Source organism: Massilia sp. TWP1-3-3, assembly GCF_049897805.1.
In the GTDB taxonomy this organism is placed as follows: domain Bacteria; phylum Pseudomonadota; class Gammaproteobacteria; order Burkholderiales; family Burkholderiaceae_D; genus Telluria_A.
This window is the reverse complement of sequence record NZ_JAFCWX010000001.1, coordinates 185,442-201,008: the sequence shown is the minus strand read 5'-3', so window position 1 is coordinate 201,008 and position 15,567 is coordinate 185,442. Positions and strand designations below refer to the sequence as shown.

The following is a 15,567-nucleotide window of genomic DNA, read 5'->3' as shown; positions in this document are numbered from 1 at the left end:
GATGAAACAATCCCTGCAACTACGCACCTCGCAGCACCTTGCGCTCACGCCGCAGCTGCAGCAGTCGATCCGCCTGCTGCAGTTGTCCACGCTCGAACTGCACCAGGAACTCGAACAGCTCCTGACCGACAATCCGCTGCTCGAACGGCTTGACGATCCGCTCGACCATTCGGTGCGCCTGCTGGCCGACGGCGCCATCGGCAGCAGCGCCACGCCGGCCGAGGCGCCGCCCGAACCGGGCGCGCAGGATGCACCGGCGCCGGCCGAAGGCCAAAGCGCCGATGCACCCGAGGGGGAAGCTGCCAGCAACAACGACAACAACAACGACAACGACGGCGAGTGGGGTGACCTGGGCCGCGCCAAGAGCAGCGACGACGAAGATTCGCGCCCGCAGCTCGAGGGCAGCGCGACCACCCTGCGCGAGCATCTGATGGAACAGATGCGCGTGCTGGTGCTCGAAGTGCGCGACCGCGCGCTGGTCGAACTGATCGTCGACGCGCTCGACGACAACGGCTACCTGACCGAGACGCTGGAAGAAATCCATGCGCGCATGCCCGAAGAACTCGAGATCGATTTCGATGAATTCAAGACCGCGCTGTCGCTGCTGCAAAGTTTTGATCCGGTCGGCGTGGGCGCGCGCAATGCGTCCGAGTGCCTGGCGCTGCAGATTCGCGCCATGCGCGGCGTGCCGCTGGTGACGCGCCGCATGGCGCTGGCCATCGTCGAAAAGCACCTGACCTGGTTCGCCCAGCGTGAATTCAACAAGCTGAAAAAAGCGCTCGACTGCGACGACGAAGACTTGCGCGAGGCGCAGACCATCATCCGCCGCTGCAATCCGCACCCGGGCGCCGTGTTCGCCTCCGATGTGTCGGACTTCGTGGTCCCGGACGTGATTGTGCGCAAGGCCAAGGGCGGCTGGTCGGTCTCGCTCAACAACGACGTGATGCCGCGCCTGCGCGTGAACAATATGTACGCGAGCCTGCTCAAGCAGGGCAAGGGCGAAGGCCAGATGGGCGCCCAGTTGCAGGAAGCGAAGTGGCTGATCAAAAACATGCGCCAGCGCTTCGACACCATCTTGCGTGTCTCCGAGGCTATTGTTGAGCGCCAGCGCAATTTCTTCAGCCATGGCGCGGTAGCCATGCGTCCCCTTGTGCTGCGCGAAATAGCTGATACACTTGGTCTACACGAGAGTACTATTTCTCGTGTAACAACTCAGAAATTCATGCTGACCCCGCATGGCATGTTTGAGTTGAAATACTTTTTCGGTAGCCATGTCGCCACCGAAGCGGGGGGAGAAGCATCTTCCACGGCGATTCGTGCACTCATCGTGCAATTGACAGGAGCAGAAGACCCTAAAAATCCATTATCCGATAGTAAGATTGCGGACATGCTGGGGGAACAGGGTATGGTCATCGCTCGCCGCACCGTTGCCAAGTACCGCGAAGCGCTCAAAATCCCGCCCGTCAGCCTCAGGAAGTGTCTGTAATCGGCATTTTTATGCCGTTCCTCTGCGCGCCGCGCACGAACGGAAAGTGACACCATTATTAGGAGTGTGTATGAATCTCACAATTAGCGGACATCATCTCGAAGTGACCCCAGCCATCCGTGAATACGTACAAACCAAGCTCGAGCGCGTCAAGCGCCATTTCGATCACGTGATTGATATTGCCGTGATCCTCACCGTGGATAACCTGACTGAAAAAGAAAAACGACAAAAGGCTGAAATCAACCTTCGCCTGTCGGGCAAGACCGTGTATGTAGAAAGCCTGTCGCATGACCTGTACGCCGCTATCGACACCCTGATCGACAAGCTCGACCGTCAAGTCATGAAGTACAAGGACAAGGTCCAGGACCATAATCACCAGGCCATCAAGCACCTGCCTGAAGAAGAACTCCCTGAAGCCATCTAAGGCCCGGGATTCTTGACACGAGGGCGCCTGCGGCGCCCTTTTTGCATCTGCGGAGGCTAAAATATGGGTCTATCCATTTATTGTCAGCCTTCCATGAGCGAATACGTCCAGACCCGCGTTGCCAACCGTACCGGCATCATCACCCTCGACCGTCCCAAAGCGCTTAATTCGCTGTCGCTGCAGATGGTGCGCGACTTGACGGCGGTGCTGCAGGCCTGGCGCGCGGATGACGCCGTCGATGCGGTCGTGCTTGGCAGCAGCAGCCCCAAGGCGCTGTGCGCCGGCGGCGACATCCGTTTTTTCCATGAGGTGGGCGGCAAGAGCCCGATGGGCGGCAGTGCCTTGCTGGAAGACTTTTTTACCGAAGAATACGCGCTCAATCACCTGATCCATTTCTATCCCAAGCCCTACGTGGCGCTGATGGACGGCGTGGTCATGGGCGGCGGGATGGGCATTGCGCAGGGCGGGCCCGACTGCCGTATCCGCATCGTCACCGAGAAGACCAAGATGGCGATGCCGGAAGTAAACATCGGCTTGTTTCCGGACGTGGGCGGCAGCTACTTTTTGTCGCGCGCGCCTGGCCAGCTGGGCAACTACCTGGGCCTGACCGGACTGACGGTCGGCGCGGCCGACGCCCTGTACGCGGGGTTGGCCGACGTGTTCGTGCCGCAAGAGCAGATGGCCGCGCTGGCCGCACGCATCGACAGCACGCCCGGGGCCGAGCTGCGCGCCATGATCGCAGATTTTGCCGCGCCGTATGCGGGGTTCGCCGGCGCCAGTGAACTGGAAGCGCAGCGCAGCCGGATCGACCACCATTTCAGTGCGCCAAGCGTGGCGGCCATCATGCAATCGCTGGCGGGGGACAGCGACGTCTTTGCGCAAAGAGCCCATGCGGCCATGGCCCAGCGCTCGCCGCTGATGATGTGCGTGACGCGCGAACTGCTGCGCCGCGGTGCCGGGCTCGACGTTTCCAGCTGCCTGCGCATGGAGCGCACCTTGGTGCGCCACAATTTTGAGCATGGCGAAGTGCTGGAGGGCGTGCGCGCGCTGGTCATCGACAAGGATAATGCGCCGCAATGGAATCCGCGCACGCTGGACGAAGTGAGTGGTGAGATGGTCGAACGCTTTTTTACGCCGGTGTGGCCGGCTGGCGCGCACCCGCTGCGGCATTTGCAAGGGTGATGCTGTAAAGACACGGCAATGTCGGCGTTTTCCACGCAATTTCGCCGCTAGGGTTGAACCTGAATCAGCTCGCTAAGGAACCAAAGTGGTCAAACCTGACGGGGGTAGTGGGGCCGCTGACGGGCCTCCGAAAGTTTCGCAACTTTTTTATAAAGGGCCGCTACCGTCGCCCTATTCCGGATGCACGTTGGCCCGTTTCGTTCGCCAAAACGCTACCGGTCAGACACCGGCAAGTGATCATTTCATTGCTTTGCCCACTGAGGACGCACGTTTTTCTGCTGGGTCGTGTACGGTTCGCCAGGCGCCGGCGAGAGTATCCGGAGTTCAACTTGCGCTCATTTCGACATTCATGAGTACCACCGCCTAATTCCAAATGCGCCACCAAGGTTGGTCCCGGGCGCCCGTTGGTTTACTCGAATCCGGCGAGTCACCCCCAGTTGCAGTCCGTCGGCGGAACTCGTTCAGCCTGTTTTCATACCATGGGAACTGCGTAGCTCCGTGATAGATCCGCTGCCCTTTTGACCCAAACAGTCCTACTGGCTTTTGAGCGTCGATGACACTCGCGACAAGATCGCGTCCGTCATGCCGTTTATGGGATTTCGAAAGTTCCAGCACAATCGCCTCGGCGGACAAACCCTCGTCAATCAGTCGCCTTACCTCCTGAAAGGCTGCAAGTTCATCATCGAGCCAATTTTCGTAAAACGCGAGAAGCGAAGTGGCAGTCTCGGTGAAGCCGTCCTCATCCAAATCTCGAAACACGATCGCGTTCGCCTTCGGTCCCGACGAAATGACATAAGTTCGATGTCCGCAGCCTTGCTCACCGATGAATATGTATTTAGCATCCTCTGTCTGCAGCGAATTGACGGGCACGGTTCCGTAATATGGCCCCACGCCGCCATCTCCGACCTCGCGATAGAAGCCTGCGAGTTCACTTGGAAGTGCGCAGCCAAGACGTGCTTCCGCAGCGGCGATCTCCCCTTCACTCAATGGGGCTGCCGCTTCGTATTGATGAAGTTCCGCGCCGAAGGCTTGGCGTTGCGCGTCGAACTGTCTCAGACGTTGAATTTTTTCAAGTACCAGTTCCCACATCAGTTAATTCTCCGTGCACATGTCGGCAAATGGCAGCCATGAACCCGACATCATCGAAGTCAGAGCACACTGCAAAATCTGACAGTCTAAACCCGCTACTCAACAGGAGTGCCTTGATGATGCCCTATCACCGACTTCCGCGAGTGTCAGGTTATGGCCGGTCCCTGTCGGTCGATGGTACTCGACGGCATAGCGACGGCCTCAACTGGGCGGTCACGTCAGCAAATTCGTGCACAAACACAACATCTGTGGAGTGCGTCATTGAGCTCCAATTCAAAGCTAAAGAACCGACGGTCTGCCGTCAGAAGTATTCCGCCGAGTCCGAAGGAAAACCAAAGTACAAAACCCTCGGATGCTGCGACGATTACGGACGTGTCGAGGTCAATCCCCTGCTTGCTTAGAAAATTCCGGGCTCCAGCAGGAATCCACTCGCGCTAAAATGCTCCGCTGCGGGAAGCATTTCGTGAAACGCTAGTTCGTTCTGTTGTTGAACATTCCGTTGAAGCGACATGAGGAAAACTGTTTGGCGTGAATGAGTAAACGGAGAAAAAATCATTTAGCTTAGCCGCAGTACCAAGGCCGCTTGATGCAATGACCGCTTTGGCCGAAAGCGGCCTTTGTCCGGCTGAGTGTACGGCCAACCGTGTTATTTTCGCAAGCAACTATTACGGCCCCTGAGCAGTTCGATCGGGGTGTACCCAAACGGGTTACTTGAGCGAGACACCTCTAGTCTCAACAGGGAAGTTTTTCCGTTGTCGCAATGGTAGGTTGGACAGGTCTACATTTGCCGTTCATGCAAGCACGAGCGCCGTTCCATTTTCAGTAAAAACCCAGGTAGTTCGCGTCCAGATCGGCGCCAAGTGCGAGCACGGTTGTTCTCCAACGCGCGCCGCTACGTCTAGCACTGCTCGCGGTGGCGCAGCACGACCCGCTCGGTCGGGCTGAAGTGAGCGGCCAAGCGCTCGGCCATGTAGACCGAGCGGTGCTGGCCCCCTGTGCAGCCGAGCGCCACCGTCAAGTAGCTGCGGTTGTCGGTCTTAAACGACGGCAACCACTTGGCAATAAAAGCCCGTATGTCTTCCAGCAATTCGGCCGCGCTTGGCTGGGCGTCGAGGAAGGCGATCACGGGCGCATCCATGCCGGTCAGCGGGCGCAGCGTCAGGTCGTAGTAGGGGTTGGGCAAGGCCCGCACGTCGAACACAAAGTCGGCGTCCAGCGGCACGCCCAGCTTGAAGGCGAAGGACTCGAAGAACAGCGTGATGGGCGCGCGTTCAATCTCGACGAGCTCCTTGATCCACGCGCGCAGCTTGTTGGCTGACAATTCCGACGTATCGATCACATGGCCCAGTTGTTCGATGGCGGACAGGCGCTCGCGCTCTTCGAGGATGCATTCGATCAGCGTGCGGCGCGAAGCCGGGTTTTCGTCCGGGCGCAACTGGTGCGACAGCGGGTGGCTGCGACGGGTCTCGGAAAACCGTGCCACCAGCGAATGGGTGTTTGCCGTGAGGAACATGACTTTGACGTCATGGCCTTCGTCCTTGAGCATGCGAATATTGGCAGGCAGTTCCACCAGCGATTCGGCGCTGCGCGCGTCGACCGCGACGGCCAGTGATTCGGTCCCGTCGGCGATCAGGGCGGTTACCAGGCTCGGCAGAAGGGCGGGTGGAAGGTTGTCAACGCAATAGTAGCCGGAATCCTCCAGCACCTTGACTGCCACTGATTTGCCGGAACCTGAAATACCTGTAATGAGTACGATGCGCATGGTAATTATGATACCGCATGCGACCGTCTTTTGCGGGACGGAAACGTATATGTGTGACTTTCCCAATACTTCGAATCGCTGATGTCGCCGGCTCTTTTTGGGACGCTCAGCAATCCGGTCTCAGCTGCGATTCCAAACCAGGCAGTAACGGGTAGTTTCTAGTCCCCCGACATCGCCTGCCGCTGGCGCTCCATAAATTCCTGCAACGTATCAATGCCCCGCAATTGCAGAATCGTATTGCGCACGGCCGCCTCCAGCAGCACCGCAATATTCCGGCCCGCAGCCACCGGAATGACAACCTTCCTCACCGGCAGCCCCAATACATCTTCGGTTGGAAACAAAAACGGCAGCCGTTCGACTTCTTCCTCGAGCGCGCTCCTGCGTACCAGATGCACGATCAGCTTGAGCCGCATTTTGCGCCGGACCGCCGTCTCGCCAAAGATCGCCTTAATATCCAGCAATCCCAGGCCGCGCACTTCCAGCAGGTTCTGCAGCAATGGCGGGCAGCGCCCCTCGATCATGTTGGGCGCAATGCGCGAAAACTCGACCGCATCGTCGGCCACCAGGCCATGACTGCGTGATATCAGTTCGAGCCCCAGCTCGCTCTTGCCCAGGCCCGAGTCGCCGGTAATCAACACGCCCACGCCCAGCACATCCATGAAAACGCCATGCATGATGATGCGCTGCGCCAGCTTTTTGGACAGATACACGCGTAGAAAGTCAATCACCTGTGCAGCGGGCAAGGGCGTTGAAAACAGGGGAATATTCTGCTCGTCGCAAATGGCGAGAATGTCGGCCGGCGTGTCCAGTCCCTGCGCGATGATCAGCGCCGGCGGCCCACCAGCGATCAGTTCGCCAATGACATGGCTGCGCGAGCCGCTTTTAAGACGGTGGTAATAGGTTAATTCTTGGTGGCCAAACACCTGGATGCGGCCCGGGTGTATCAGGTTCAGGTGGCCGACCTGGTCGGCGGCGGAGGCAACGTCGCCCGAGATCAGGCGCTCGCCGCCCGGAAAGCCGGCGAACCAGCCAAGCTGCAGGCTTTCGCGATTGTCGTCGTAAAGCCGTTGGATGGTCAGCGGGGTTTGCAGCATGGTCGGGCGTCTTCAGGTTGGTGGGGGCTATGTCAATGGCGGCGCCCGGCGCCGGGAAGTTTAACCCAAGGCCTGTAGACTTGGTTGCCAATTGGTGATGCGCGAATGGACCGACTTGGGATCAGGATCGGTCGCCAGGGCGGTGCGGAAAGCGTCGTCGGAAAACATTTCAGCGATTTCGGACAGGATTTCCAGGTGCTGCTGCGTCACGTGGTCGGGAATGAGCAGGAAAAACAGCAGGTTCACCGGCTGGCCGTCGGGCGACTCGAATGGAATGGGTTCAGCCAGGCGCACGAACGCGCCCAGCGGCGACTTGAGGCTCTTGCTGCCCTTGATGCGCCCGTGCGGCACGGCAACGCCATGCCCGAGGCCGGTCGAGCCCAGCCGTTCGCGCGCGAACAGGTTGTCCGAGACGGTCGAACGGGCAATGCCGCAATTGTTCTCGAAAATGAGTCCAGCCTGCTCGAAAGCACGCTTCTTGCTGGATACTTCCAAATCGAGTAACACGTTCTCGAGCGAGAGGATTTTGCTGAGGTTAGTCATAACACGAGTCAAATGGTGCAATGCACAAATGTGCTTGGGAGCCAGAATTATAGGCCTGTTTTACAGCGATGGCATTCAAATTTGTCGTCGGCAAGTATCCGCCTTGCATTGACCTTTTGCAAGAGGAATGGCGACTTACACAACAGGATAAGCATGGCGCAATGCCGGCCCCTGCAAAACATGAAGAACGCATGGAAAAATGCAGCGTTCGCCCACTTTTCGCTACGAAAATTTCCGGCAAACCAACAATACGGATAGTCTATTCGCTACCTGGCAAAACCTCAGCATACTATCAATACTGTTGTTTTTTTGTAAATCACAGCGTTATAGGCAAGACCGAGCATGCCAATGCTCACAGAAACGTATTCCCGAGCGTCAATCAGGTCAAAGCTTGATTGGTCAGCCTTTGCGATGGGTCAAATTACTGGCGTGCCGTCCGCAGGTTCTTTGGCGGCGGTCCACTGAAATTGCTGCGCCAGGGATTGATGTCCAGTCCGCCGCGCCGCGTATAGCGCGCATACACCGCCAGTTTTTGCGGCGCGCACTGGCGCAAGATATCGACAAAAATGCGTTCCACGCACTGCTCGTGGAACTCGTTATGCTCGCGAAAACCAATCAGGTACTTAAGTAAGCCTTCCTGCTCGATCTGCGGACCCACGTAGCGGATCTGCACACTCGCCCAGTCCGGCTGCCCGGTGACCAGGCAGTTTGACTTGAGTAAATGCGACACCAGCTTTTCCTCGACCGGCGCCTCGCCACGCGCCGAACTGAGCAGCGAAGGCGAGGGCGAATACTGGTCGATGTCCACGTCGAGCCGGTCCAGCAACAGGCCGTCGAGTTCGCCCATCTTGACGCCTTCGAAGCCGTCCGGCTGGGTCAGCACAATGTGCACCGGCGCGCCAAAGCCGTTCGACAAGTCTTCGCGCAGCAGCGCGAGCAGCGCGTCGGTGTTGGCCAGGCGCGTCTGGTTGAAGGAATTGAGATACAGCTTGAATGACTTCGATTCAATGATGTTGGGCGAATCGGCCGGCGCGCTGATGGTGGCAATGGCCACCTGCGGCTTGCCGCGCATGTTCAGCCACGACAGTTCGTAAGCGTTCCAGATATCCACGCCAAAAAACGGTAGCGTGCCCGTCAGCTGCAGTTCGTCGCGCTTTTGCTGGCGTGGAATTGGAAACAGCAACTCGGGCGCGTACTGGGTTTGGTACGCGGCGCTCTTGCCCAGTGGTGATTGATCAGCAGTATTGGTCATGCGTTTATTGTATCAAGTACCCAGGAACAGTTTGTACACGGGGTTGAGGCTTTCGTCCCAATAGCGGTAGCCAAGCGTGGTCAGGAACTGGCGGAACTCGTCCATTTCACCGGTCGGCACTTGCAGCCCCACTAGAATACGCCCGACGTCGCCGCCCTGGTTACGATAATGGAACAGCGAGATATTCCAGTTCGGCGCCATGCTCGACAGGAAGCGCATCAGCGCACCCGGCCGCTCGGGGAATTCGAAACGATACAGCAGCTCGTCTTCGGCCAGCGCGCTCTTGCCGCCGACCAAATGGCGGATGTGCAGCTTGGCCAGTTCGTCATGCGTCAGGTCGAGCGTGCGAAAGTCGCTCTGCTCGAAGGTACGCGCCAGCACGCTCGATTCGCCGCGGCTGGCGATCTGGATGCCGACGAACAGGTGGGCATCCCTGGCGTCGCTGATGCGGTAGTTAAATTCAGTCACATTGCGCGGGCCGACCAGTTCGCAAAAGCGCTTGAAGCTGCCGCGCTTTTCCGGAATCGTCACGGCAAACACGGCTTCGCGCGCTTCGCCCAGCTCGGCGCGCTCGGCAACAAAGCGCAACCGGTCGAAGTTCATATTGGCGCCGCAGGCGATTGAAATGAGCGTCTCGTTGCGGATCGGGTTTTTCGACAGGGCCGAGCGCTCCACGTACGCCTTGGCGCCGGCAATGGCCAGCGCGCCCGATGGCTCGAGAATGCTGCGCGTATCCTGGAATACGTCCTTGATCGCCGCGCAGATGGCGTCGGTGTCGACGATGATGATTTCATCGACATACTGCTGCGCCAGGCGGAACGTTTCCTCGCCCACCAGGCGCACCGCCGTGCCGTCCGCAAACAAGCCCACATCGGCCAGCGTCACTCGCTCGCCGGCCTTGAGCGAACGGGCCATCGCGTCCGAATCCATCGATTGCACGCCGATGATGCGGATGTCGGGACGGATCTGCTTGACGTAAGCGGACACGCCGCCAATCAAACCGCCGCCGCCGATCGCCACGAAAATGGCGTGAATCGGGCCGGAGTGCTGGCGCAGGATTTCCATGCCGATCGTGCCCTGGCCGGCGATCACGTCCGGGTCGTCGAACGGGTGCACAAAGGCCAGCTTTTGCTCCTTTTCCAGCGTCAGCGCATGGTTGTAGGCGTCGGTGTAAGAGTCGCCATGCAGGATCACCTCGACATTGGCGCCGCCAAAGGTCTTGACCGCATCGACCTTGACGCTCGGCGTGGTGGTTGGCATCACGATCACGGCGCGGCAGCCAAGGCGCGCTGCCGACATTGCGACGCCTTGCGCGTGGTTGCCGGCCGACGCGCAAATCACGCCGCGCTTGAGTTGGGCCGGCGCCAGGTTGGCCATCTTGTTGTACGCCCCCCGAATCTTGAAGCTGAACACGTCCTGCATGTCTTCGCGCTTGAAGTAAATGCGGTTTTCGAAGCGCTGCGACAGGATAGGCGCCAGTTCGAGCGGCGTTTCGGAAGCGACGTCGTACACGCGCGCGGTCAGTATTTTCTTCAGGTAGTCGATGGTCATAGTCTGCAGACAGGTAAATTCTTGGGCCGGCCGCGCCGAAACGCGATTCTAAGATGACGCTGGACTGTGTCGTCGGCGGATGACCGAGGCTGCAGTGCGATGCGCCAGCCCGGGTAGCGGGCTCGGCGTATCGTGTCGTTGCAATAGTTATTCCTCATTATAATGGACCGGTCCTGTCACCGCCGAGTCGCCATGTCCTCGCCCTCCGCATTACCTTATGGTTGAACGCGCCGTCTACTGGCTGCTGGCGCTGCTCGCCGCCCCCGCCGTCGGCCTGTCGTCCGTATTCGTCATCGCCTTTGTTTCGGCCACGCTGGTCCCGCTGGGGTCCGAGCCGGCCGTGTTCGCCGTCATCAAGGTCAACCCCGCCATGTTCTGGCCCGCCATTCTGGTGGCCACGTGCGGCAATACGCTTGGGGGCGCGCTCGACTACTTTTTGGGATACCGCGCCAAGGTCGCCTTTGCCAAGGAGCGCGAAAGCCGCTGGTTCGGCTGGCTGGCGCGCTACGGCGCCAAGACCATGCTGCTGTCGTGGGTGCCGGTGATTGGCGATCCGCTGTGCACGCTGGGCGGCTGGCTGCACCTGCCGTTCTGGCCCAGCATTGTCTACATGGCCATCGGCAAATTCATGCGCTACCTGACCATGACCGCAGCCCTGTTGTACATTCCCGACAGCTTCTGGAAAAATCTGGCGGCAATGCTGTGGTGATTTAGTGGTGGCTATAGGCGTTTTTCCAGCACCACCCGGATGACCATGCGGTTCGTTTCCACGAAACGCCGGTTAAAGGCGCCGGCGTCGCTGCTGTAGGAGCGCTCGCTTACCTGGTCCTGCTGCAGCGCTTCAGACACTGACAGGCGCCACTTGGTCGTTTCGTTCAGCTTCCACGGCGCATACAGGTCCAGCCTGCGCACCGGGCCGGTATAGGCCCGTTGCTGTTCGCTTGAGCGCACGGCCCCCCCGAACTGCAGGTTCAGGTTCATGCCCACCGTGTACGCCGGGGCAGGGCGGTAGTCCAGCCCCACATTGGCGGTGCCCGCTACCTGCTCGGCCAGCCGGTTGTACGGACCCGGAATGGCGTCCAGCTCGGACCAGTTGTAGCCCACGTTGGCGTGCACATCCAGCTTGGGACTCGGCGCAAATTTGGTGTCAGCTTCGAGTCCGGCCACATTCGCATTGCCCTTGTTAATGGGCGTCGAGAGCCAGGGGCGGATGTTCGGGTCCACGTACTGCACGGTTACGCCCTGCACGCGCCGCACGTACGTGGACACGCTGACCACGCCATCCTTGCCGAAGTATTTTTCGTAGCCGGCGTCCAGGCCCCACGCCAGTTCCGGGCGCAGTTCCGGGTTCCCGCGCACGTCCGGATTGGTCGGGCTGTTGCCGTTGTTGGTCGTATAGCGGCGGGGCACCAGCAAACTGGTGAGCGGCGCCTTGTAGGTGCGCGACAGGGACAGCCGGACCTGGTCATTGCCGGAGCCGGGCAGCTTCCACAGCAGCGTTGCCACGGGACTGAACACGCTTGACGAATTGCGCACGCGCCCGTCCATCGTGCGCCCTTGCACATCGGTCTGCAAGCCTTCCCAGCGCAAGCCCAGGTAGGCTTGCAGGCGCGGCGTGATGGCCCATTCATCCTGCGCGAACAGTGCCATCCGGTTGACGCTGGCCTGGTAGTCCTCGTCCACCACTTCGGGCACGGCGTTGCCGGTGGTGGTGTCGTGCTGGTTGCGAAATTCGGTGCGCCGCGTCAGTCCGCCATCCCAGCCCAGGCCCAGACTGTGCGCGCTGCCCAGCGGCGTCAGGTACTTGCCACTGAGCGTGGTGGTGTGGTCGAGTGCATCGGAGAGCACACGCCGGGCCAGGGTCGCCGTGCTGCCCGCGCCCGCAAATAAAAAGTCGGACGTGCGGTCGTAGCGGTTGACGGCCGCCTTGGCCTCCAGCTTGCTGGCGCCGATGGTGCGAATCCATGTCACGTCGCTGCGCAGTGACTTGCGCGTCAGATCGATGCGCAAGCAGTTGTCCGGGTAGCTCGTGTACGCGCCGGCCAGCAGCGTCTCGGCGGCACAAGCGCTCGTGGTCACGCCATTGCGCTCAATCGTCGCGCCCCATGCGAGTGAGTCGCCGCCGCCCAGCTTCCAGGTCAGGCGCGGCTTGAACGATATTTTGGCTATGTTGGTGCCGCCGGTGGCGCGGATGATGCGCTCGTTGATAATACTGCCCGCGGCATCGCGTTCGGTCTCGTAGCTTGACTCATCAAAATGAAAATTCGGGCGCGACAGCTCAACGCCCAGCGACCAGGCCAGTTCGCCCTGCTGGTCGGCCCAGCGCAGCGCGACCGAGGGCTCGACCAGGTAGCCGCGCGCCGCGCCGGCGCCAGCGGTCAGATCGCGCTGCGCCCGCGCATGGTTCTTGCGCATGATGATGTTGATCGTGCCCGCCATCGCCTGGGCGCCAAATTCGGCCGAGCCGCTGCGCATGATGTCGATCCGCTCGATCATCGACGGCGCCAGGCTGTCGATCGCAAAGCCTGGGGGCGCGGCTTCGCCGTCGATCAGAATCTGGGTGTAGCCCGCGCCCATGCCGCGCATGCGCACTTCGCCATTGACCACGGCGATGCCCGGCTGGCGCCGCAGCAGCGCCGCGACGTTGACGTCGCCATAGCGCGCAATGTCGTCGCGTGTGACGCTCAAGCGGGCGAAGGTGTCGTCGCGGCGCTGGTCAAGGTCGTTCGGGGCGCGAATTTTAACTTTCTGTATTGGCGCGGGCGCACTTTGCGCAACGGCAGCGCAGGAAGCAAGCAAAACAGGCAAGGCAAGCAAAACAGGGTGGCGCATAAAAGTGGTGTTTGGGCGTTGGGCGCTTGGCCGGATACCGTAGTTTGAAGCAGTGGCCGGGCGGGCAGCGCAGCAAGTGACGAATCGCCGCAACTGCGTGACCAAAGGCGCCTGGCTGTGCTAATCGGCAGTGGGGGCGCCAGTATAATTGGACATCATGAACAATCATCCCCATTCTTTGCGGCGCACGCTGTCGTCGATCGGCGTCATCGTGCTGTTGTGGGGCGCCTTGATCGTACTCGGTTCGCTCGGCAGCATGAGCGACGAGGCCCGACGCGGCGACTCCCCGGTTTTCTCGGCCCTGCTGGCAGGCTGGTTTTTCGATCACGTGCTGCTGATCGTGCTTACCTGCGCCTGTCATGAACTGTTCCGGCGCCGTCCCGACCTGGTCGCCAGCCGCCGCTCCTTTGCTCTGATGTGCATCGCGCTGGTGCTGTGCTTCGTGCCGGTCCAGGTCCTGTTCCAGACGGCCATGCGGCAAGTCCTGGAGGACAAACCCGTCCTTCCCGGCGGCCTTCTGACGGCTTTGCCCCAGATATATTCCCTGCATTTCTTCTTTGAATTCACCTGGGCCACCTTCACCTTCACCGCCGTCGTCGCCGTTTGCAACTGGCGCGATGCGCGCGAACGCCGGCAAGCCTGGATGCAGTCGCAAAACGAGAATTTCGCCCTGCGCCTGGAACTTGAGCAGCAGCGCTTGCTCGCGCTGCGCGGCCAGTTGAATCCCCATTTCCTGTTCAATGCCTTGAACGCCATCAGCGCCCTGGTGCGCACCCAGGATGGGAAGATGGCGCTGGCCGGCATCGGCCACCTGAGCGACCTGCTGCGCTACGCGCTGCAGGCCAGCGAGCGCGAACACGTCAGCCTGGTCGATGAGCGCCAGTTCGTGGCCGATTATCTGGCCTTGCAAAAAATGCGCTATGGCGCGCGATTGCAGGTGCACATCGACGGTGACGACGCGCGCGGCCTGGCCGGCGACGTGCCGCCGCTGCTGCTGCAGCCGCTGATCGAAAACGCGCTGCGGCACGACCTTGACTGCCATGCAGGGCCCAGCGATATCCGGCTCGTGTTCGGGGGCGACGCCGAGCGCCTGACGATCAGCGTATCGAACCCGCTCAGCGATGGGCGCACCACCAACCCCGGCCTGGGACTGGGCTTGCACCATTCGCGCTCGCGCCTGCAACTGGCCTACGGCGCCGCCGCCACGCTCAGTGCGGCTCCGGCCAACGGACGCTTCCTGGTGTCGATCAGCATGCCGCGCCACGCACTGGCCGCATGACGATCCGCGCGCTGATCGTCGACGACGAGGAGCCGGCCCGCGTTAACCTGCGCTGCGCGCTGGCCGACTATCCTGCCTGGCAAGTGGTTGACGAATGCGCCAGCGTGGCATGCGCCAAACGCGTGCTCGGTGAAACCGAGGTGGATGTGGTGTTCCTCGACATTCAGATGCCGGCCGACTCGGGCCTGGTGCTGGCGCGTTCGCTGGCCGCCAGCGCTCATCCGCCGCTGGTCATTTTCGTAACCGCTCATAACGTGTTCGCCGTCGATGCCTTCGAGGTCCACGCGCTGGACTATTTGCTCAAGCCGCTCAACGACGAACGCCTGGCCGGGGCCATTGCGCGCGCCGCGCTGATGCTCGAACAGCGCCAGCGCGCCGGCTACGGCCAGGCGCTGCGTGCCTATGTGGCCGACGCCGGCCAGTACCTGCAGCAGCTCAGCGTGAAGTCGGTGGGCCGCATCGAGTGCGTGCAACTGGCCGACGTGCGCTGGATCGAAGCGTCGGGCAACTACGTGCTGCTGCACCAGGCCGGACGCAGCATCATGCACCGCACCCCGCTCGGCGCCCTGGTCAAGCGGCTCGATCCGGCCTGCTTCATGCAGGTGCACCGCGGGGTGGTGGTGCGGGTGGACCAGCTGCACACCTGCGAGGCGGCGGGCGACGGCACCTATCGCCTCGGCCTGCACTGCGGCGCAGTGGTCAGCGCCAGCGAACGCTATAGCGCGGCGGTGCGCCAACGGATGGGCGAGCGCGCAGCAGGCTAGCCTTGCGCCTTTGCCGATGCTTCAACGAACAGGCGCATCGCGAGCAGGCCGTGCCCGACCGTCCTTGGGGGCCAGGCTCATCCTTGACGAGGGCAAAATCTTCCGGACGCTGGTATTCGGACATGACATCCTTTGCGTTGGTTTTGACAAGATTAAGAATCTTACAGGGCCGCGATTGCCCCCGAGGAAAAATCCGAGCCATGCTTCAGATTATTTGCCTTTTCTGCAGTGTGCCATTTTTGCAGTGTCAGATTGATGCATTTACTTGCAATAATTTTTGCAAGTGAACAGATAACCATGCAATCTATT

13 protein-coding genes are annotated in these 15,567 nt (G+C 60.7%); 6 read left to right on the top strand and 7 right to left on the bottom strand.

All coding sequences use genetic code 11. The features are described 5' to 3' along the window. The first annotated feature begins 1 nt into the window (after position 1). The 3 genes from ACP7D4_RS00925 to ACP7D4_RS00915 all read left to right on the top strand — a co-directional run bounded on the left by ACP7D4_RS00925 (position 2) and on the right by ACP7D4_RS00915 (position 3,092). Complete coding sequence (locus tag ACP7D4_RS00925) at positions 2 to 1,486, top strand: RNA polymerase factor sigma-54 (RefSeq protein WP_426103429.1); 1,485 nt, start codon at positions 2 to 4, stop codon at positions 1,484 to 1,486. A 70-nt stretch (positions 1,487 to 1,556) separates the two neighbouring features. Continuing rightward, the gene (gene hpf / locus ACP7D4_RS00920) at positions 1,557 to 1,910 is read left to right on the top strand and encodes a ribosome hibernation-promoting factor, HPF/YfiA family (protein WP_426103430.1); all 354 of its coding nucleotides are present in this window, start codon (positions 1,557 to 1,559) and stop codon (positions 1,908 to 1,910) included. Positions 1,911 to 2,003: 93 nt separating this feature from the next. Next, a complete protein-coding gene (locus ACP7D4_RS00915) occupies positions 2,004 to 3,092 on the top strand; it encodes an enoyl-CoA hydratase/isomerase family protein (protein ID WP_426103431.1) in 1,089 nt (362 codons plus the stop codon). A 363-nt stretch (positions 3,093 to 3,455) separates the two neighbouring features. Here the strand turns inward: ACP7D4_RS00915 and ACP7D4_RS00910 are convergent, their stop codons facing one another. The 6 genes from ACP7D4_RS00910 to ilvA form a co-directional block, all read right to left on the bottom strand. Then, positions 3,456 to 4,181, bottom strand: coding sequence for an SMI1/KNR4 family protein (locus ACP7D4_RS00910; protein ID WP_426207538.1), 726 nt, complete (start codon positions 4,179 to 4,181; stop codon positions 3,456 to 3,458). A gap of 898 nt (positions 4,182 to 5,079) precedes the next feature. Beyond that, positions 5,080 to 5,943 (bottom strand): RNase adapter RapZ, encoded by an 864-nt coding sequence (gene rapZ / locus ACP7D4_RS00905; protein WP_426103433.1) that lies wholly within the window; start codon positions 5,941 to 5,943, stop codon positions 5,080 to 5,082. A gap of 158 nt (positions 5,944 to 6,101) precedes the next feature. Further along, the gene (gene hprK / locus ACP7D4_RS00900) at positions 6,102 to 7,037 is read right to left on the bottom strand and encodes an HPr(Ser) kinase/phosphatase (RefSeq protein WP_426103434.1); all 936 of its coding nucleotides are present in this window, start codon (positions 7,035 to 7,037) and stop codon (positions 6,102 to 6,104) included. A 60-nt stretch (positions 7,038 to 7,097) separates the two neighbouring features. After that, the gene (locus ACP7D4_RS00895) at positions 7,098 to 7,580 is read right to left on the bottom strand and encodes a PTS sugar transporter subunit IIA (RefSeq protein WP_426103435.1); all 483 of its coding nucleotides are present in this window, start codon (positions 7,578 to 7,580) and stop codon (positions 7,098 to 7,100) included. A gap of 421 nt (positions 7,581 to 8,001) precedes the next feature. Continuing rightward, positions 8,002 to 8,832, bottom strand: a complete 831-nt coding sequence (queF, locus tag ACP7D4_RS00890) for an NADPH-dependent 7-cyano-7-deazaguanine reductase QueF (RefSeq protein WP_426103436.1) — start codon at positions 8,830 to 8,832, stop codon at positions 8,002 to 8,004. Positions 8,833 to 8,844: 12 nt separating this feature from the next. Continuing rightward, the gene (ilvA, locus tag ACP7D4_RS00885) at positions 8,845 to 10,383 is read right to left on the bottom strand and encodes a threonine ammonia-lyase, biosynthetic (RefSeq protein ID WP_426207537.1); all 1,539 of its coding nucleotides are present in this window, start codon (positions 10,381 to 10,383) and stop codon (positions 8,845 to 8,847) included. Positions 10,384 to 10,600: 217 nt separating this feature from the next. On the opposite strand from ilvA, the gene ACP7D4_RS00880 reads away from it, so the two are divergent. Continuing rightward, positions 10,601 to 11,092 carry a YqaA family protein gene (locus ACP7D4_RS00880; RefSeq protein ID WP_426103438.1) on the top strand — a complete coding sequence of 164 codons (492 nt, stop codon included), beginning with the start codon at positions 10,601 to 10,603 and terminating at the stop codon, positions 11,090 to 11,092. Between the two features lie 11 nt (positions 11,093 to 11,103). On the opposite strand, the gene ACP7D4_RS00875 is transcribed toward ACP7D4_RS00880, so the two are convergent. Next, positions 11,104 to 13,215 (bottom strand): TonB-dependent receptor plug domain-containing protein, encoded by a 2,112-nt coding sequence (locus tag ACP7D4_RS00875; RefSeq protein WP_426207536.1) that lies wholly within the window; start codon positions 13,213 to 13,215, stop codon positions 11,104 to 11,106. Positions 13,216 to 13,372: 157 nt separating this feature from the next. On the opposite strand from ACP7D4_RS00875, the gene ACP7D4_RS00870 reads away from it, so the two are divergent. After that, complete coding sequence (locus tag ACP7D4_RS00870; protein WP_426103440.1) at positions 13,373 to 14,494, top strand: sensor histidine kinase; 1,122 nt, start codon at positions 13,373 to 13,375, stop codon at positions 14,492 to 14,494. Then, positions 14,491 to 15,258: a LytR/AlgR family response regulator transcription factor gene (locus ACP7D4_RS00865; RefSeq protein WP_426103441.1), complete on the top strand. Its 768-nt coding sequence runs from the start codon at positions 14,491 to 14,493 to the stop codon at positions 15,256 to 15,258. Before ACP7D4_RS00870 ends, ACP7D4_RS00865 begins: the two co-directional genes overlap by 4 nt. The last annotated feature ends 309 nt before the right edge of the window (positions 15,259 to 15,567 follow it).